The following is an 18,498-nucleotide window of genomic DNA, read 5'->3' as shown; positions in this document are numbered from 1 at the left end:
TAGGAGTTATAGGATTAGGAGTTATAGGATTCATAGGAGCAGGCATTGAAGTCATCGGATCTTCCCATGAAGAATTACAGTAAGAACAACCTGTATGCTGTTTGATTCGGATTTTGTGTTTTGACAATAAAAACAGATCCTTTCTAACCTCAAATTAAATATACATTACCTTTATGAATAAAAAGGCGATTTGCTCTAGTCAATAACCTATATAAGTTTTTTATATTTCTAAAGGGTCTTTTATTTACGCCTGAGAGCGATTTTAGGGACAATGGTAAGGGGTGTTTGAGAGGGGCCGATGTATTATGTATGAGTAGTTTAACTAGGGCATATCAAGGATTTGCTCCGTTATAGCTAAAAGTTTCACGGAAGAATTGCTGGACCGCTTGAGTTCCAAGCCAGAAGTAAAGCAGTTTTTGTTGAGGTTGGAGCAAGGGGAATACGAAGATTTTCAATGGTTTTGCAAGGCTACGAACTCTGATATGACCCTATAAAATAACCATGTATTTAAACTACAGAAAACACGGGGATTCCCTAAATTTGAACACGAGGTTCTGGATTACCTATTTCAGGTTGTGTAATGACTGTATCAATTAAATCATTATCAATTTGGAAGTTCATAGGTTGAGTCGAAAGAAAAATCCCTGTTTGAATCCCATTTGGAATATTTGACTTTCCTTGTACACTCCATTCAGACAAATCATTTTGTCCTGTAGCAACAGCACCGTTTGCATCAACCTTATTTACAATTATTTGATTCATAATCACTGATACCGGCATATAATATTTCCCCTTTGGTCTCTTACATATCATCATGATGTAGAGTATGCAATTAGCCCATTTATCGTGATTACATATCGAGATAATTAGTAATCCATTTCGTTCATGAATAAAAAATTATATGAGATAATCTCTCTTTTTTAGTTTTACGATATCTACTTATCATAGTAGAGAAAACGAAGGTGACATAATACCTAATTACAATAAGATGCATAATCAATCTAAAAATAGTACAGAATGATAGAGAATAATGGAAAGGAAGATGATAAATATGTCACATGAACTATATCAATCGTGTATTGATGCTTGTTTAAAGTGTATGCAGGTATGTAATCATTGTTATGATGCTTGTTTACAGGAAGAGCATACAGAGATGATGGAAAGGTGTGTTCGGCTGGATCGGGAATGCGCCGATATTTGCGCTCTTGCTGCTCAAGCAATGTCACGTAACAGTTCTTTTATCAATCAGGTATGTCAGCTATGTGCTGAGATTTGTGAAGCTTGTGGACAGGAATGTCAGAAGCATTCAGATGTTCATTGTCAAGACTGTGCAAAGGTCTGCTTAGAGTGTGCAAGGATATGTCGTCAGATGACAGCTTAATCAAGTGAGGTGGTCTTGATGAAGAAATTTCTGTGTTGCCTTACCCTTGTTACTATTGTTAGTTTTAGTGGTTTAAGTGGATGCGGAAACGCCACAAATAATAACACATCACCCGATAAAAGAACTGAAACTAAATTAACAGAGATGGATCATTCCAGCTCTGATAAAGTGCCAAAAGGATTAAAAAAAGCAGAGAATCCCACTTACAAAGTCGGAAGTCAAGTTATCATCAATGCCGATCATATGAAAGGAATGAAAGGGGCAACTGCAACGATTGTAGGTGCATATAATACGATTGTCTATGTCGTTACATATACACCCACTACTGGAGGACAACAAGAAAAGCATCATAAATGGGTCATTCAAGAGGAGATCAAAAATGCTGGAAACAAACCTTTAAAACCAGGAATAGAAGTAATTCTAGAGGCAGATCACAAAAAGGGGATGAAAGGAGCAACTGCAATAATTGAATCAGGTGAAAAGACTACTGTATATATGATTGACTTCACGCCTACCACTGGAGGAGAACGCGTGAAAAATCACAAATGGGTAACTGAAAGTGAACTCTCAGCAAAATAAAACCTATAGTAACTTCATGGAAAACGTAAAGACTCTGATTAACCACAACAGTAATAACAGTAGAGAGAATAAAACAAATCCATCTATTGAATAACGCAAGCTAAACTAGTCTACCTTTCACATTGCTCTGGAATTTGAATTTGAGATCCACATTGAGGACAGAATCGCCAGTCCTTTACAAGATGATATCGACAAGTAGGACAAGGGATTTTACGTTTTCCAACACGGTTACTCCAAAAATAGAACCAAAAGAAGATAGATAATAAAATCATCATTGCAATCTCAATCAAATGAATCTGTTGAAACCATCCGTTGCCACTTGAAAAGGGAAAAGTGGTGGAAGCAAATAAACAAATGCCTCCCAATAGAAGCAACAAAATGGCGATACGAATATCCCAACCTTTTCGCATGTTATTCACTCCTCGCTCTCTGATGATGGGGAAAATACAAAAGAAAAGTCGTTCCCCTGTTTGGGATACTCTTTACATCAATTCTTCCGCCTTGCAAACCAACTAAATGTTTGACGATGGATAAACCTAATCCACTTCCTCCTGTATGCCGAGATCTAGATTTTTCCACCCGGTAAAACCGCTCCCAAACCCGGTTTAACTCTTTCTCCGACATTCCGATCCCCTCGTCTCTAACCTGAATCATCATTTCATTTGATTTCTTTTGTACGCTAATCGTCACCGTTCCCTTTCCATGGGAATAACGAACAGCATTGTCGATTAAGTTCATCATGATTTGGTAAAAACGTTGTGGATCAAGGGATAAATAGAGAGGGGGTTGATGGATATTCAGAACAAGTTTTACTCCCCATTCTCCGGCTTGTATTCTCATTTCATCACATATTTTTTGTAGCAGTTCACCTAGTTCCACCTGTTCTTTTTTCAGTTCAAGCTGTCCTTCATCCACCCGGCTTAAGGTCATTAAGTCATTAACTAATCGATCGAGTCGATCCGATTGTTCTCGGATAATTGAAGTTAATTTTTGTGCACGATTCAGCTCAATTTCTGGGTTTTGGAGAAGGGTGGCATATCCTTTTAGATAAGTAATGGGCGTACGTAACTCATGTGCCACATGAGAAAGAAATTCTCGGCGGGAAGACTGATAATAAGATAAACTTTCAGCCAGTTGATTGACCTGTTGATTCAGTAATGCTAGTTCATCTTTTCCTTCCACCAGAATTCGAACTTGATAATTTCCTTTGGCTAATTGTCCAATGGTTTTTACTACATCTAAGATGGGTCTAACCACGGATCTGGATAAAAGTAAGCCCAGACCGCTTGCTACCAACAATGCTCCTAATCCAGCTAATATCAACATTGCCTGAAGGGATTGTAAGGCGTTTTCCAGCCAAGTCAGTTCTGTCCCAACCACGACAGTTCCCAATCGGTTTTTTCCTCGTTCAATCGGACTTTTCGCTAAAATAATCTGGATTCCATCGAGAGCTACTTTCTTTTGGATACTTTTTTGGTTTAGATCTTGACGAACCCAGTTTTGAACAACCTCTAACAACTGAGGTTTAGTGGATTTTGAAGAAATGAAGAGATCCCCTTCCGGTGAAAAAACAAAGACAGTCGAAGACGACTTGGTTTCCATTGCAGCGACATGTTTAAGAGTTTTGGGATCAAAGTCTACCTTTAAAATTTCAGCAAAGGAGGAAGCTTGGTTACCCAATGTTATTTCTGCATAGGATTGATAATGGTTCGTAATGACCCAGTAACTGACCGTGCCCAACAAAGTGAGCCCTAAGATCATGATTCCTAAAATGGCTAGCAACCACTTGGTTGTAATTCGATGCACTGTATCAAACACCCCATTTATAGCCAAATCCCCAAATGGTTTGGATTCCTTCTTCTTGAAAACCTGCTTTTCGGAGTTTTAACCGAAGATTTTTGATATGCGTATCCACTGTTCGAGCCTCCCCCATATAAGAATAATCCCATATTCGTTCTAGAAGCTGTTCTCTGGAAAAGGCTTGCTTGGGATGCTGAATCAACGTGGCTAAGAGTTCAAATTCAATTGGAGTGAGTTTTAATTTCTCCCCATTAATCCGTGCCTCGCGCGCTAAAAGATGAATATGAATTCCCGATTGCTTAATTTCCTGTTGATCTAGCTCCTTTCCTGTTCGACGAAGAACAGATTTGACACGGGCTATCACTTCGGTTGGTTCAAAGGGTTTTGTGATGTAATCGTCGGCTCCAAGCTCCAATCCCTCTACCCGATCCTCTAGTTCTCCACGAGCGCTAATAAAAATGACGGGCACTCCGTTTCCCAGACTCCTTAATTGTTTTAGTAAATCCAGTCCATCTGTCCAAGGCATCATAATGTCCAATAAACAAAGATCAAACGTTTGCTGGTGCAACAATTGAAGTGCCTTTGCCCCATCGTTTTCTGTAGTAATGGAGAAATCTTGTTCCAAAATCATAGTTAATAAATCGAGCATCGTTTCTTCATCATCTACGATCAAAATGGATGGCTTCATCTTCCTACTCCTCTTTCTTTTCATTTAACTGAGTCTCATTGAGAGTATAAATGACAACTATGGATAACTTGTGAAGAAAAACTCCTTTCCGTTCCACATCATTCCTTCACATTTATGGTGTATCTTATAATATTATTTTGTAATAACATAGTTCAAATGAAAGGGAAATATAAGGTCGTAGCAAATCTTAACAATAGAAATCGATGAAAGGTGCAGATATGAGAGCGAGCAACATAAGTGCTATTGCCAATCGATTACGTTTTTTACTCTTTCTTGCGCTCACCACGTAAGGTAGGGAGTATCATTCCTAGCTCTCAATTCTTAGCGCAAGAAATGCTGAAAAATGTTCCATGGGAACAAATGAAAACGATTGTTGAACTCGGAGCAGGCACAGGGGTATTTACAGAACATATGGCTAGAAGCAAGCCTTCTACTTGTCAAATGATTGTTTTTGAACAAGATATGGAATTAAGAGAAGTCTAATGTCACACTACGCTGGTTTAAAATTTTTCCATAATGCTACTGATTTACCGCAAATCATGCAAAATCTCGCTATCGATGGGGTAGATGTCATTGTTTCAGGTCTACAGTTTGCTAATTTCCCCCAACAATTACGAGATCAAATTTTAACTGGTGTATTATCTACACTCAATCCTGGAGGTTTATTTATCACTTTCCAATACTCATTCCAATTAAAAGCCCAACTAGGAACACTATTTTCGCAAGTCGATATCTCTTTTATTCCAATCAATTTAGCCGGTGATAGAGAATCAAGCAGTAACAGTGATTCACTTTGATCCTAAAAACCCATTCATTTAGTTCGGCGCTTATCAAGACAGATCTATGTTGTATCGAATGAATATTCATTCAAAAGAAAGGAAGGAAATACCTATTCCTAATCCATATCAAATGGAGTCGATCACTCAAAATCCTCAGAATCCAGATCAAGTGGCCATTCTTACTATGAAAAAGCATATCTACATCAGTTCCAATCACGGAGCGAATTGGAAAAAATTTAAAAGAGGGTCAATCTATCAATCTATCCAAGATTGACTTTTTCTTTTTAAAAATGAAAAATCCCCCATCAATTCTTCAAACAATCTACCCACTTTCTTCATACATTTTAATTATGGTAGAGTCAGAAACAAAAATCAATCAAAGGGAGGAATGCAAGCTGTTCGTTTGATTCCTTACAGGATCATGATTGTTTACAAAGTCACTAATATTCTTATTTCTACAAACTTAAAGGGGAGTCCATGATGCCTTTTAATGAAAAATTTCATCTACGTATTCCTGGCCCGACTCCTATTCCACCAAGGATACAACAAGCGATGACACACCCGATGATCGGACACCGTAGTAGTGAAGCATCGACTCTGATTCGTGAATGTAGTGATCGTTTGAAAAGAGTGTTTGGCACTCAGCAACAACCTCTCCTTCTTACCAGTAGTGGTACATCTGCCCTAGAAGCCGCTGTGGTGAATCTGTTAGCTCCAAGAGAAGAAGCCATTGTTGTTGTTACAGGAGCTTTTGGGGAGAGATTTGCTAAAGTTGTAGAGCGTTATGGATTTCGCTTACACCGTTTAAATATCCCTTGGGGAAACGCTTGTGATCCAGATACATTGAAGCATTTTATCCAATCATATCCCAATGTACAGGTTGTTTTTTTCACTTACTGCGAAACATCTACTGGAGTGTTGAACCCGATTACTGAACTAATTCAAGTCGTACATCGCTACTCAGATGCACTGGTTGTGGTAGATGGAGTTAGCTGTCTTGGTGCAGTTTTAAGCCAGATGGATAATTGGAATATCGATATTCTGATAACCGGTTCTCAAAAAGCAATGATGTTACCTCCAGGTCTGGCTTTCATGGCTGTAAGTGAGCGTGCTTGGAATAAGATGAAACAAAATTCAGTTCGAAGTTTCTATCTAGACCTATTAGCTTATCGAAGTAGTTTAGAGAAAGATTCCACTCCCTATACACCTGCTATTTCTTTGTTACTTGGTCTCAAAGAAGCACTCAATATGTTAGATGAAGAAGGATTTAACCATGTCATTGAACGCCATCATCTTTTAAAAAAAATGACCCGTGCTGGGGTATCTGCCTTAGGATTGAAACTGATGACATCTGAACAGGATGCTTCCCCTACGGTTACTTCTATCTACGGTGGTGAAGGTTGGAGATCAGATGATTTGCGTCATATCCTTCGTCAACTTGGCATGGTGGTAGCGGGTGGACAGCAACATTTAAAAGGAGAAATTTTCCGCATCGGTCATATGGGCTATTGTGATGCTTTCGATATCATTACAGTTCTTTCTGCTTTAGAAATGGCTCTAACTAAAATGAATGTTCCGATTGATTTAGGTGCTGGGGTTAGAGCTGCACAGGAGGTATGGAGAGATCATGTATAAAATACTAGTTACTGATCCCCTTAGTGATCAAGGTTTAGAAAAACTGTTACAAGCGAAAGATGTAGAAGTCATTCGAAAAGTAGGATTGTCTAAAGAAGAACTTCTGATCGAAATTCAGTCAGTAGATGCTCTTTTGGTTCGTAGCCAAACAAAAGTCACTGCAGAAGTCATTGAAAACGCACATCACTTAAAAGTCATTGCTCGAGCCGGAGTAGGTGTCGATAACATCGACATTTCTGCCGCTACAAAAAAAGGAATTATTGTTGTCAATGCACCAAACGGGAACACGATATCCACTGCTGAACACACGTTTGCGATGATGATAGCACTATCCCGCCATATTCCACAAGCCCACATTTCCACTGTTCAGGGGGAATGGAAGCGTAAAAATTTTGTCGGGGTAGAGTTAAACAAAAAAACACTTAGCATTATTGGATTAGGACGGGTGGGTACAGAGCTTGCTAAGCGAGCAAAAGCGTTTCACATGCAAGTAGTAGCCTATGATCCTTATCTTACCGAGAAGCTTGCAGAAGAACTAGAAGTAAAGAAAACCTCTTTTAAAGAAGCTATTTCGTTGGGGGATTACATCAGTATCCATGCACCGCTAACGAAAGACACCTATTCTTTAATCAATGGAGACACTATTTTAATGATGAAAGAAGGCGTACGCATTCTCAACTGTGCTCGTGGAGGGATTATCGATGAAGAGGCATTATACCATGCCATTCAATCTGGAAGAGTAGCTGGTGCCGCCTTAGATGTGTTTGAAATAGAGCCCCCAGGTAAACATCTACTCTTTTCTTTACCACAAGTGATAGTTACGCCACACTTGGGAGCATCTACTGTAGAAGCACAGGAAAATGTAGCCCTCGATGTATCTCAAGAAGTGCTGCACATCTTACGTGGTCAACCGTTCCAGAATGCTGTAATTCATCTGAAAGAAGAGATAGATTTACAGCCAAACCTGTCTTTTACTTAAATGTAACTCGAAATCGTACTTACGTTTAAGTTCCTCCGCCTGTAAGCTAAAAAAATCTAAAGAACAGTCGAGGGAAAAGCCAATCAATTGCATCAGTATACGGAAGGTAATTTATCTTGTGAAGCTTAGACGCTGGAAGAGGTAACATTCATGTGGTACATGCTCGCAATACTTAGTTCGCTTACTTTTGGACTAGGCGGTTTCATGATGAAAGTAAGCTCCGCTAAACGAGGCTCCATTGTGCATTTGCTTTGGGGTCTGTATCTGACAGGCTCGATCTGCTTTTTTGCTTGGGTCCTTTATACCGATAGTTGGGTCCTCAATCTCCCCGTTCTTGTGGCTGGGCTGATTATCGGGTTGGGAACGTCAGCTGGCAATCTTTTGTTTATGTATGCGTTAGATCATGGTCCGGCTAGTCTAACTTCTCCGGTTGTCAATGGGAATGTGATCTTGACGATTGGACTCTCGATGCTCTTTTTTGGTGAATCGCTCTCCCTAACCGAATGGATGGGTGTTTCATTACTGGTAATTGCTGTGATGATTCTGCCTATTGATCCAGATGAAAACTTGCGTATTCGTAACTTGAAATGGTATGGGTTAGTTTTTATCGCGATGTTTCTCTTCTTCCTTCGCAATGGAGGATTAAAAGTCACCGAAGAAATGCATTTACCCAATTCTATGATCTTATTAATCGGCTACCTATTCGGTTTGATTTGGTTCTCCATTGAGCTCTTTCGCCGAAAAAATAAAGATTTGTCCTCCTTAGTAAAACAAACGGGCATCCGCTGGGGATTTGGCTCTGGAATTCTTTCTTTTGCTGGTATGCAAATCTATGCGGTGGCAGTAGCCAAGGGACCAGCGAGTATTGTTGCTCCGATCTTTTCAACGAACAGCCTAGTGGTGGCGTTATTGTCAATCTGGATTTATCGTGAACGACTTTCTTTACTACAGATGATCTCACTTACCTTGCTCTTCGTTGGTCTCATTTTGACTCGTCTGTAACAAACATATGGATCAAGAGGTGATCGAAATGATTTTGGATAGCATTACTGATTGTATTGGCAATACACCCGTTGTCGCATTAGAAGACAACCTGGTTCCTGTTGGAAAGAAGTTGTTTTTGAAACTAGACTATTTTAATCCTAATTTTAGTGTAAAAGATCGTACCGCTTTTGGGCTAGTGAAGAAAGCGATGGATCGAGGCGAGTTAAAACCTGGAGGAATGGCTATCGAGTCTACATCTGGGAATTTCGGGAAGTCCTTGGCCATGCTGGGTGCAGTATATAAATTTCGGGTTCTGATTCTAGTCGATCCCAAAGTTAGCCCGAGTCTTTTGAAATGGTATAAGGCATACGGCGCTGAAATTGAGATGGTCACTGAGTTGGATGAGGATGGTGGATATCAAAAAACACGATACAAACGAGTCAAAGAGCTTATGAGTCAATATCCAGATACGTACTGGACGGACCAATATGATAACCCAAACAATCCATCTATCCATTTTGAAACAACAGCAAAAGAAATAGTCGATTTACCAATTGATGCAGTTGTGGGAGCAGTTAGCACAGGAGGACATCTTTGTGGGATGGGTCGATTCATCAAAGAAAAGAAGCCGGAGATCAAAGTCATTGCTTGCGATGTGAAAGGCTCAGCAATTTTTGGTCATCCCTTCAATCCGTACTTGATTAATGGAGTCGGACTTAGCTGGAGAACCGAAAATACGGACTTATCCGTGATCGATCAGATCTGTATTGCCAGTGATCAAGAGGCCATCTCCACTTGTCGTATATTAGCCAAGGAACATGGCATAATGGTTGGGGGATCTGGCGGATTAGTGGTTGTCTCTGCCCTATCTTTCCTAAATCACAGCAACGCCAAGTCGGCATTAGCGATCATTCCAGATACGGGTATTAACTACTTAGATCAGATTTATGATGACGAATGGCTTGATTTGAAAGGGATCTCTTTGCTGGATAGACGTGAGTTAAAGGATGCGATTGATAACAAAAAGTTTGATATCCCTTACGAACTCCATCTTTCAAAGAGTTGGAGTTAAGGTCATACAGATTTTATATCTGACACTTCTAGAATAAAACGTCAATGAATTCTGTTATTTGATCTATAATCTGTGTTTTTGAGCAGGATCTGATCCTCTATTCGAATAGAGGAGATGAAAATTATGGAAGATACTTTCAATCAAGGTGAATCCATTGAAACCTGTTGCTCAAGTCATCGGAAAAGTCACCATTCAGATCAAACTAAGTATAACTTAGTGACCCGACTCAATCGAATTGAGGGTCAAGTTCGTGGGGTAAAAAACCTAATTGAAAAGATACTTACTGTGATGATGTGCTGAATCAAATTTCAGCGATTCAGTCCGCATTAAACAGTGTAGGAAGAATTCTTCTGGAAGCTCATATGAAAAGTTGTGTAGTCGAGCGTCTGCAAGAGGGAGATACGGAAGTGATTGATGAGATGATGATCACGATAAAAAAGATGATGAAATAATAGGAGCATTCCTCTAATGAAAAAGGAAGTATTAAAGGTAAATGGAATGTCCTGCAATCACTGTGTTAGATCTATCGAAGAGGCATTAAAGAAGATCAGTGTTCAAGTCAAAGTGGATGTTGCGGGCAAAACTGTATCCGTAGAATACGATGAAACTCAGGTGAATCTAGAGCAGATTCAACAAATCATTGAAGATCAAGGATATGATGTCATGTAATCCAAAATCAGGTGCAAAATTTTTTTCTTTATTACCCTATACCCATGGTGCTAGTTAAACCTAACCCCAGTAAAATCAAGCTTTTCCGACCTACATTTTTTCTGGTTATTTTTGTAAAACCCAATAGATATAACGATTACAAATATTAACTAGCACCATGGGTACCCTAATATATATTCATCCTTTCTTAGAAGGGAACATCCCTATGTCTACAAAACAAGTTGTTTTACAGATTCGTGGTATGACATGCGCCGCTTGTGCCAACCGGATTGAAAAGGGATTAAGCAAAATTGATGGAGTTGTCGAAGCGAACGTTAACTTTATCTCAGAGCAAGTAACCGTTTCTTATGATCCGGTTCAAACGAATATTCAGGAGCTTGAAGAAATAGTTGAATCATTAGGATATCAAATCGTTAAAGAGACAGTCGAGTTCCAACTAGTTGGAATGACATGTGTAGCATGTGCAAATCGAATTGAAAAAGGGTTAAGTCGTTTACCAGGGGTTATCCAAGCGACAGTTAACTTTACTCTTGAAACAGCCAAAGTAGAGTACACTACTGGTCAAGTAACTCCGACAGATATGATTCAAAAAGTAGAGCAACTTGGCTATCAGGCTCTAATGAAACAAGATCAATTAGATCACTCCGATTCTAGACAAAATGAAATTCAGAAACAACAACGAAAGTTGATACTCTCAGTAGTTCTTACTCTCCCACTTTTATGGGCGATGGTGAGTCATTTCTCCTTTACTTCGTGGATTTGGCTTCCTGATCTTTTTATGAATCCATGGTTCCAACTGGCATTAGCGACTCCTGTCCAATTCATCATAGGCGGACATTTCTATGTGGGTGCTTATAAAGCACTTCGCAACAAAAGTGCCAACATGGATGTACTGGTTGCTTTAGGTACTTCAGCTGCCTACTTTTACAGCCTTTATGTAACGATTCCCTCTTTAAACCGCCAAGAGGGACATTCCATGGAACTTTACTATGAAACAAGTGCAATTCTCATTACCCTGATAATCCTTGGGAAGTTACTTGAAGCTCGTGCCAAAGGACGTTCTTCAGAAGCCATCCAAAAGCTCATGGGGCTTCAAGCCAAATCAGCACTTGTCATTCGAGATGGACAGGAAGAATCGATCCCAATTGAACAAGTGAAGATCGGAGACTACCTCCTAGTGAAACCAGGTGAAAAAATTCCTGTGGATGGAGAAGTTGCGGAAGGTAGTTCTGCCTTGGATGAGTCCATGTTAACAGGAGAAAGCATCCCGATTGAAAAACGAGTAGGAGATCCCGTCATTGGAGCTACTTTAAATAAAAATGGACGACTCATCATCAAGGCGACTCGAATTGGAAAAGAGACAGCTCTCGCTCAAATTATTAAAGTGGTGGAGGAAGCACAAGGTTCTAAAGCCCCTATTCAACGAATTGCCGATCGTATCTCCGGTGTGTTTGTTCCGATTGTAGTAGGTATTGCGATCATTACTTTTTTTATCTGGTTCTTCGTGATCGAGACGGGTCAGTTTGCCCATGCACTCGAAAAAGCCATTGCAGTTCTCGTCATTGCTTGCCCTTGTGCACTTGGACTCGCAACTCCGACTTCCATTATGGCAGGTTCGGGGCGTGCGGCTGAACTTGGCATATTGTTTAAAGGTGGCGAACATCTCGAATCAACCCAGCAGATCGATACGATTGTTTTAGATAAAACAGGAACGATTACGCAAGGAAAGCCACAATTAACCGATGTTCTATTGGCAGATGGCATGAATGAAACATTATTTTTCGAGTTGGTCGGGTCGACTGAAAAAAGCTCAGAGCATCCCTTAGCAGAAGCGATTGTGGAGGGAATTCAAAACAAGGGCATCACACTTCCAGAAGTCGATGAGTTTGAAGCAATACCGGGTTATGGTGTTCGTTCCAATGTACAGGGTAGACGCATCCTAATCGGAACAAGAAAGCTCATGACTCAACACCAAGTCAACATAGAATGGATAAAAGACTCCATGTCCGAGCTAGAGATATCTGGAAAAACAGCCATGTTAGTGGCGGTTGATGGTCAATTTGCAGGGCTTTTAGCTGTTGCAGATACTGTAAAAGAAACATCTAAAGAAGCGATTCTTCGTCTGAAAGAACTAGGACTCAAAGTCATCATGATTACAGGAGACAATGAGCGTACCGCTCACGCGATTGGTTATGAAGTAGGAGTCCACCAAGTCTTGGCAGAGATCTTGCCCGAAGGCAAAGCAGAAGAAATTCAAAAATTACAGATGGAAGGCAAGAAAGTAGCGATGGTAGGCGATGGAATCAATGATGCTCCGGCTCTTGCCACTGCTGACATCGGGATGGCGATTGGAACTGGAACCGATGTAGCGATGGAGGCGGCAGATGTGACTTTGATCCAAGGTGATTTAAACCGAATTACAGACGCTATCCTTTTGAGCAGAAAGACTATGAGAAATATAAAGCAAAACTTATTTTGGGCACTTGCCTATAACGTGATTGGAATTCCTGTTGCTGCATTAGGATTCCTCGCGCCGTGGTTAGCGGGGGCGGCGATGGCTTTTAGCTCTGTTTCCGTTGTATTAAATGCACTACGTCTTCAACGAGTAAAAATCTAGCTTATCAAAATAGATACGAGGTGATTTGAATGAAAACGAAAACCATGTTAGGTATGATCGTTTTGAGTGGCGTTTTGATTCTATCGGGGTGTAATACGAATGAAACGAAGGGAACCAATGAACATGCAAATCATCAAGCAAATCAAGATCAAGTAAAAGTCGAGGAACAGGTTCATCTAGAGTGGTCTTTTAACCAATCTCCTGTGGCCAATCAAGAGGGAATGCTAACGATTCAAGTTAATGATCATAGTGGAAAGCCCGTCCAAGATTTTAAAATGAATCATGAAAAGAAAATGCATCTCATTGTGGTGAGTGAAGATTTAGCTACTTTTGAACATATTCATCCCGAATTCAAGGGACAAGGACGATTTGAAGTAATGGTCCCATTCGCTTCCGCAGGGAAATATAAGTTAATTGCTGATTTCATTCCCGAAAATGGAAACCAAATCGTTCAAACTCATTGGGTCGAAGTCCAAGGAGAGAAACGAGCGAAACAATCTTTGCTACCTGACTCCAATCTCACCAAAGTAATAGATGGCAAAGAGATAACTCTATCTTTCGATAAACAAGTGAAAGTAAATGAGGAAGTTATGCTCAATTTTCAATTCAAAGATGCTAAATCTAAAAAGCCAATTACAGATCTAGAACCATATCTAGGAGCTGTTGGTCATGTCGTAATTATCAGTGAAGATACAGAGAAATACCTACATGTTCACCCGATGGATGAAGCAACCAAAGGTCCGGATGCAAAATTTCACACTACGTTCCCAGAGAAGGGAATCTATAAAATCTGGGGTCAGTTTCAACAAAATGGGAAAGTATTTACCGTTCCCTTTGTGGTGAAGGTATCCTAATGGTTGATCTGACACAAGTACGTACACACTTACTTATCTGTAATGGGAAGACTTGCTTACGAAATGGTGGAAGCGAAGTGGCTTCCACCATTCGTCAAGAGATTGGTAGACAGGGACTTATCGAACAAATCCATACTACACTCACGAAATGCAATGGACAGTGCCAACAGGGTCCCATTGTGATTAAGTACCCTCAAGGAAATTGGTACGGATCAGTACAACCCGAGTTGGCCACAAACCTGATCCAAGCCATTCAAAAAGGTTATATTTTAAAAGAGTATCTTATTTACACTTTAGAAGAAATAAAGCAGTGAGAGAAGCTTCCTTCAGAACTTGCGACTGGAGGTATTGGCGCAATCGGAGTAGTATTCGAATAATAAGTCATAATATTATATTTCTTATTCACTACTTGTCTATGGTGTTGAAATAGTTATACGATACATCGTTCATTAGAAAATCTGGAATCATAAATAAATGGAAAAATGACTTGAGAACCGATCAGGCGTGGAACCAGCATCTGAACGATATAGTGCATTTTCTAGTGAGTGATTTTCGTATCAAAAAGGCCATTCATGCATTTAAGTAACAAAATCATATTGATACAGATTTTTGTTACAACGATTAAGCCGATCAGAGCAATTCATTACAACCCGCGAAACACCATACCAATAATGAACCTTTCTGTTACACTCACCAGAATTGCCCCTCGTCGTTCAGTTGCTGGTTCTACCCCGATCAGGAACTCAAGTCATTTTTCCATTTATTCCCGAAGTGGCGGTAAAATCAGTCTTCGCTCCCTCTACCCCTACAAAGTTTGGACGGTAATTATTTATTTAATGGACAGCCGATAACTCCACATGAGAGATACGCCATCATACGAGCTCTTCACTACGCAGATGTAGGAGCGAATGATCACTTGCCAACTGACTGAATGGTTGCTACAGAAGTAAACAAAATACTTGATGCTAGAGTAGATAAAATGTTTGAGAATCACAAAAGGGAAAATGAGAAATTCTTGCAGGATTTAAAAAGATAGCTAACATCTTTGGAGAAGGGGGCGGAGGGGAAGAGTTTGCGGTGTTCTTGCGCAAATCTCTTTCCTGTAGCCTCGTAGATCAAGCCAAGTGTTGTTCTTGGCGCAGACCCTTTCCAAAGTCTTACCAGCCCCAAAGCTATTGCTCATCCTTCCCCCTAATGGGAAGGGGTGCCCAGTGGCGAGCGATAGTCCCCCCATGATTGGGGGCTAGGGGGTTGATCTTTCTAGACCTTAATTGTTCGCAAAAAGTTAAACCAACCTATGCTACGATAAGAGCATTAGACAAGAGAGCGAGGAACCAACATGCGTATACCCGATCGAATCATGCATATGACAGATATCTTTTTAGTTAAAGCGGCAGAAACTCAAATGGCTATGAAAGCAGAATATGCAGATGATCCTAATGAAGAACTACGAGAAGCCTTGCTGGCCTTATGCAAGGAAGTTTTAGAAGTGATGGAATTCAAAGGACAAGACGAATCCCTAAGTGAACTGGATCGGATGGCTCTCCAAATTGGAAAAAAAGGGTTCATGGAGGAGTTAGAAGAGCTAAAGGCTGTCCCCATAAACCAAAAAAGAAGCAAACGCTCCAGACGAAAGAAATATAAAAATCTTCCGGATGGAGTAAGCGTTGTGGAGGAAGACGACCCATCAGGAGCCTGTTTTCATTTTACCCATGACGAATTAGGTTATATGGGTAAAATCGTACTAACACCACAAGAAGATGGATTTGAACTTTCAGCTGAACTTACAAAAGAGACTTTCAATAGTATTCCTATTCGGCACATGATGAAAGAGATTGCAGAATCAATGGGCCATATGTTTGAGGAATCAGGTATTGTTCAACCAGAATAGAAACGAGTGTGTAGAGGTGGAGAGCGTTGGAAATCTTTTTATTTCGATTTGATGTTACGAATAAGGGTCTGGCTTTCATTCTAAACGAACAGATAGCGAAAGATATGTATCCTCATTTAGAAAGTATGCTGTATGACTTAGTAGAATCGCTGAGTTCCGTACTTGAGCGGTACAAAGTATACAACAAGGAACGAACCATATTTTCGGGAGTCATTCATGCTGATGGACAAGCAGAGGTTACACTCAGCAAGGGGTTAGGGCAGTATATTGATGCTTATACAAAGAACCAAATTATTTTTAATCACGGAAAGTTAATCGTTGACATCTGTACGAAGGTCATGGATGGTAGAATAACTGAATGCAACCGTTGTTAGAGTTGTCCATCATGAAAAAGAGCTAGGGCGACCACCAATCCGGTAGCCCTGTTCTTGCATACCGCTTTTTATTTTCGAAGTAAAAAAAATAGATCCGGCCTAATGATCGGATCAGCCGGAATCTATTAACTAACGTTTGTCCCTGTACTTGTATCTTTTTTGCCTTTTTCTCTCTTCTGTATAAATTCGGTGAGGTCACTATTTCCTGTTGTCCGTGCGAAGTCGTATGCACCTTCAAAGTCACCCTTCGTTAGAAAAGCTTCCACTACGATTTTTTCTCTTCTGCCATCCATTCTTACTTTGGATTTCAGTTCAATGACCGTCTCAGGCTTCTTGTCTAAAACAGCTATTTCGAATTGTACCACCGGAAGATCCGATTTTAAATTTTTCACTTTATCCAGTTGGTTATTCGTGACGTAGTAACTTATAACTGATTCGACAAATTTTGGTTCTAACTCTATTGCTTTTTGCTCTTCTCCAGACAATAGAAACGTGAGTAATACAACCTTCTGATCTTCCTTGTCTAAGTCATGGAACTTGAGTTGTTCAAATTGCTTGGCAGCTTCTTTAAACTGCTGCATAGCTGCTAACCGCATACCTTTCAAGAGTCCATTTGCAGAAGTTTTCTCTGAAGCCTCTACCTTCTGAGACTTTGCTCCCGATCCAGATCCCGATGTCATGTATAAAACACTAGCAACTACAACTACTAGCACGGTTGCACCCAGTAAATATACAGGCTTTAGTGTCCATTGTTTTCTTGGTTTCTTTGTTTTGATTGGTTTTTCTGTTTTAACAGGTTTTTCCGTTTTGATCTTCTGCACAATAGGTTTTTCCTTCAATACAACTTGTTCTTCTTGCTCTTGGCCCATCTCACTGTGGTCATGAATCTCATCATGATCCGCTACCAGTTGACTGATTCCTAAGCCGTTTTTTAAGTCCTGGTACGTTTCCGCTTCTATAATCTTTCTAACAATCTGGCGATCTTCCTTATTTGTCTTTTGAATTGCGGATTTATTACCTTGTATTCGCAGTACATCATATCTCGCTTCTGTAAAAAGAAAAAGAACCAACCTCTTAATCTGATCAAATACGGATTCACTCTCATAACCCTCCGCAGGCAGTACCTCTCTTACTCCTCGAAATAGTAATTTGACTCTTCCATTCGAATCTCCAAACAAATTAAGCGTATCAAAAACAGTATTTAGGCTACTCAGATCCTCAAAATACTCGCCCAGGTTGATGAGATCTTCAACCATCTTCAGCTTCTCGTCCCTACCCAAGTTAAATACAGCTCGAACACTTTCAAACGGTAAAAAATCTTCCTCTATATCAAAGTGCATTATCAACATATCGTCTGTAATGCTATATGTACAAGGAAAAGCTATTTCAGATGAAACCTTTTTGACAACATCTATCTCGCTTCCATCTATCAATTCACTTTTTAAAGATTTTAAGGGGATCTCGAATTGAACCGAATCACGATCAAAAATAAGCGTTCCATGATTAAAAAGCATCTTTTTCATTGAAAAACCTCCCTCTTATCTACAGAATCCTAACTCATCTCTATTTAAACACATCAGGTAATTCAAACTTGTAGTTCACATGTCTGGGGAGGTCGTAAGTCGTGAAATATGATTCTCTCCATGTCATGTCTGACTTTTGTAGCTCTGCATAAAAGTCTTTGGGAAGGTAGAGTTCGATTCTGTGGTAGAGAAAATCGTCAGGGTCACCCCAGTTGTGATGTATATCTAGTTGTAATTCTTTTTTAAATCTAATTTCTACAAAGGATTGCGTTTCATTGCTAAAACCGATGGTTATGCGTTCGATGTTTTTGTACTCCCTGGCTAACCCTTTTAAAAAGATGTCTTTGTCAATCCAACCATTGTAGTACTCCCCGATCAAGTAGGGGACATGGAGTGCGGAGCAATCTGTTATTGCCTTTATGATAATTTTCTCGTTTTTTCCGAGCATTTCCTTATTCCTCCTTCAGGATAAGTAGGATAAGGGGGCAGAATCGTCTCCCCCCTTTATACACTATTTCTGAACAGGCTGCTCTTTTTTCACCTGGTCAACAACCGATTTCCAGTTAGTTGCATTAGCCTTTTGACTGGCTAAAACCCAATTACTCTTTACCTCTTTACTTACTTTTACTGACTTATCACCAGCTGGCTTGTCCTCTTTTGGCTTATCACCAGT

General features: G+C 40.0%; 19 protein-coding genes and 2 pseudogenes. 15 read left to right on the top strand and 6 right to left on the bottom strand.

Annotated elements, in window-relative coordinates:
• Positions 1 to 534: 534 nt before the first annotated feature.
• Positions 535 to 780, bottom strand: coding sequence for a hypothetical protein (locus BT147_RS14375; RefSeq protein ID WP_072336890.1), 246 nt, complete (start codon positions 778 to 780; stop codon positions 535 to 537).
• A 271-nt stretch (positions 781 to 1,051) separates the two neighbouring features.
• Between BT147_RS14375 and BT147_RS14370 the strand changes: the two genes are divergently transcribed.
• Positions 1,052 to 1,381, top strand: a complete 330-nt coding sequence (locus tag BT147_RS14370; protein ID WP_072336887.1) for a four-helix bundle copper-binding protein — start codon at positions 1,052 to 1,054, stop codon at positions 1,379 to 1,381.
• An 18-nt stretch (positions 1,382 to 1,399) separates the two neighbouring features.
• The gene (locus BT147_RS14365; RefSeq protein WP_072336884.1) at positions 1,400 to 1,960 is read left to right on the top strand and encodes a YdhK family protein; all 561 of its coding nucleotides are present in this window, start codon (positions 1,400 to 1,402) and stop codon (positions 1,958 to 1,960) included.
• Between the two features lie 110 nt (positions 1,961 to 2,070).
• Here BT147_RS14365 and BT147_RS14360 read toward each other — a convergent pair whose 3' ends face one another.
• From BT147_RS14360 to BT147_RS14350, 3 genes are read right to left on the bottom strand one after another with little or no spacing between them, the layout of a single operon-like run.
• Positions 2,071 to 2,370 carry a zinc-ribbon domain-containing protein gene (locus tag BT147_RS14360; protein ID WP_072336881.1) on the bottom strand — a complete coding sequence of 100 codons (300 nt, stop codon included), beginning with the start codon at positions 2,368 to 2,370 and terminating at the stop codon, positions 2,071 to 2,073.
• 1 nt (position 2,371) lies between these two features.
• A complete protein-coding gene (locus tag BT147_RS14355; protein WP_072336879.1) occupies positions 2,372 to 3,766 on the bottom strand; it encodes a sensor histidine kinase in 1,395 nt (464 codons plus the stop codon).
• A gap of 4 nt (positions 3,767 to 3,770) precedes the next feature.
• Entirely contained in the window at positions 3,771 to 4,448 is a 678-nt protein-coding gene (locus BT147_RS14350) for a response regulator transcription factor (protein WP_072336876.1), read from the bottom strand.
• A 237-nt stretch (positions 4,449 to 4,685) separates the two neighbouring features.
• Here BT147_RS14350 and BT147_RS15160 point away from each other — a divergent pair, with 237 nt between their 5' ends.
• From BT147_RS15160 to BT147_RS14285, 13 genes and pseudogenes are all read left to right on the top strand, one after another.
• A complete protein-coding gene (locus tag BT147_RS15160; protein ID WP_083426590.1) occupies positions 4,686 to 4,931 on the top strand; it encodes a class I SAM-dependent methyltransferase in 246 nt (81 codons plus the stop codon).
• Complete coding sequence (locus tag BT147_RS15155) at positions 4,931 to 5,245, top strand: class I SAM-dependent methyltransferase (protein ID WP_083426589.1); 315 nt, start codon at positions 4,931 to 4,933, stop codon at positions 5,243 to 5,245. Before BT147_RS15160 ends, BT147_RS15155 begins: the two co-directional genes overlap by 1 nt.
• Positions 5,246 to 5,707: 462 nt before the next feature.
• Positions 5,708 to 6,862, top strand: coding sequence for a pyridoxal-phosphate-dependent aminotransferase family protein (locus tag BT147_RS14335; protein ID WP_072336871.1), 1,155 nt, complete (start codon positions 5,708 to 5,710; stop codon positions 6,860 to 6,862).
• A pseudogene (locus tag BT147_RS14330) lies at positions 6,855 to 7,790 on the top strand (hydroxyacid dehydrogenase); the annotation flags it as partial. The gene BT147_RS14335 and the pseudogene BT147_RS14330, both read left to right, overlap by 8 nt.
• Before the next feature lie 201 nt (positions 7,791 to 7,991).
• Entirely contained in the window at positions 7,992 to 8,843 is an 852-nt protein-coding gene (locus BT147_RS14325; protein ID WP_072336866.1) for a DMT family transporter, read from the top strand.
• A 28-nt stretch (positions 8,844 to 8,871) separates the two neighbouring features.
• A complete protein-coding gene (locus BT147_RS14320; protein ID WP_072336863.1) occupies positions 8,872 to 9,897 on the top strand; it encodes a pyridoxal-phosphate dependent enzyme in 1,026 nt (341 codons plus the stop codon).
• Positions 9,898 to 10,020: 123 nt separating this feature from the next.
• Positions 10,021 to 10,349 (top strand): annotated as a pseudogene (locus BT147_RS14315) (metal-sensitive transcriptional regulator).
• A 16-nt stretch (positions 10,350 to 10,365) separates the two neighbouring features.
• Positions 10,366 to 10,566: a copper ion binding protein gene (locus BT147_RS14310; protein WP_072336860.1), complete on the top strand. Its 201-nt coding sequence runs from the start codon at positions 10,366 to 10,368 to the stop codon at positions 10,564 to 10,566.
• Positions 10,567 to 10,771: 205 nt separating this feature from the next.
• Complete coding sequence (locus tag BT147_RS14305; RefSeq protein WP_072336857.1) at positions 10,772 to 13,183, top strand: heavy metal translocating P-type ATPase; 2,412 nt, start codon at positions 10,772 to 10,774, stop codon at positions 13,181 to 13,183.
• A 29-nt stretch (positions 13,184 to 13,212) separates the two neighbouring features.
• Positions 13,213 to 14,037, top strand: a complete 825-nt coding sequence (locus BT147_RS14300; protein WP_072336855.1) for a DUF8832 domain-containing protein — start codon at positions 13,213 to 13,215, stop codon at positions 14,035 to 14,037.
• Positions 14,037 to 14,351, top strand: a complete 315-nt coding sequence (locus BT147_RS14295; protein ID WP_083426588.1) for a (2Fe-2S) ferredoxin domain-containing protein — start codon at positions 14,037 to 14,039, stop codon at positions 14,349 to 14,351. The genes BT147_RS14300 and BT147_RS14295 overlap by 1 nt, the downstream gene beginning before the upstream one ends.
• A gap of 1,025 nt (positions 14,352 to 15,376) precedes the next feature.
• On the top strand, positions 15,377 to 15,928 hold the full coding sequence (locus tag BT147_RS14290) for a hypothetical protein (RefSeq protein ID WP_072336849.1): 552 nt from the start codon (positions 15,377 to 15,379) through the stop codon (positions 15,926 to 15,928).
• A gap of 26 nt (positions 15,929 to 15,954) precedes the next feature.
• Positions 15,955 to 16,302, top strand: coding sequence for a hypothetical protein (locus tag BT147_RS14285; protein WP_072336846.1), 348 nt, complete (start codon positions 15,955 to 15,957; stop codon positions 16,300 to 16,302).
• Positions 16,303 to 16,427: 125 nt separating this feature from the next.
• Here BT147_RS14285 and BT147_RS14280 read toward each other — a convergent pair whose 3' ends face one another.
• Both BT147_RS14280 and BT147_RS14275 read right to left on the bottom strand, forming a co-directional pair.
• Positions 16,428 to 17,825 carry a type VII secretion protein EssB/YukC gene (locus BT147_RS14280; protein WP_072336843.1) on the bottom strand — a complete coding sequence of 466 codons (1,398 nt, stop codon included), beginning with the start codon at positions 17,823 to 17,825 and terminating at the stop codon, positions 16,428 to 16,430.
• 40 nt (positions 17,826 to 17,865) lie between these two features.
• The gene (locus BT147_RS14275) at positions 17,866 to 18,273 is read right to left on the bottom strand and encodes a hypothetical protein (protein ID WP_072336840.1); all 408 of its coding nucleotides are present in this window, start codon (positions 18,271 to 18,273) and stop codon (positions 17,866 to 17,868) included.
• Between the last annotated feature and the right edge of the window lie 225 nt (positions 18,274 to 18,498).

It is taken from the genome of Thermoactinomyces sp. DSM 45891, from assembly GCF_900119485.1.
GTDB lineage: Bacteria > Bacillota > Bacilli > Thermoactinomycetales > Thermoactinomycetaceae > Baia.
Note: the sequence above shows the minus strand (reverse complement) of the source record. Positions and strands in the feature narration are given on the sequence as shown.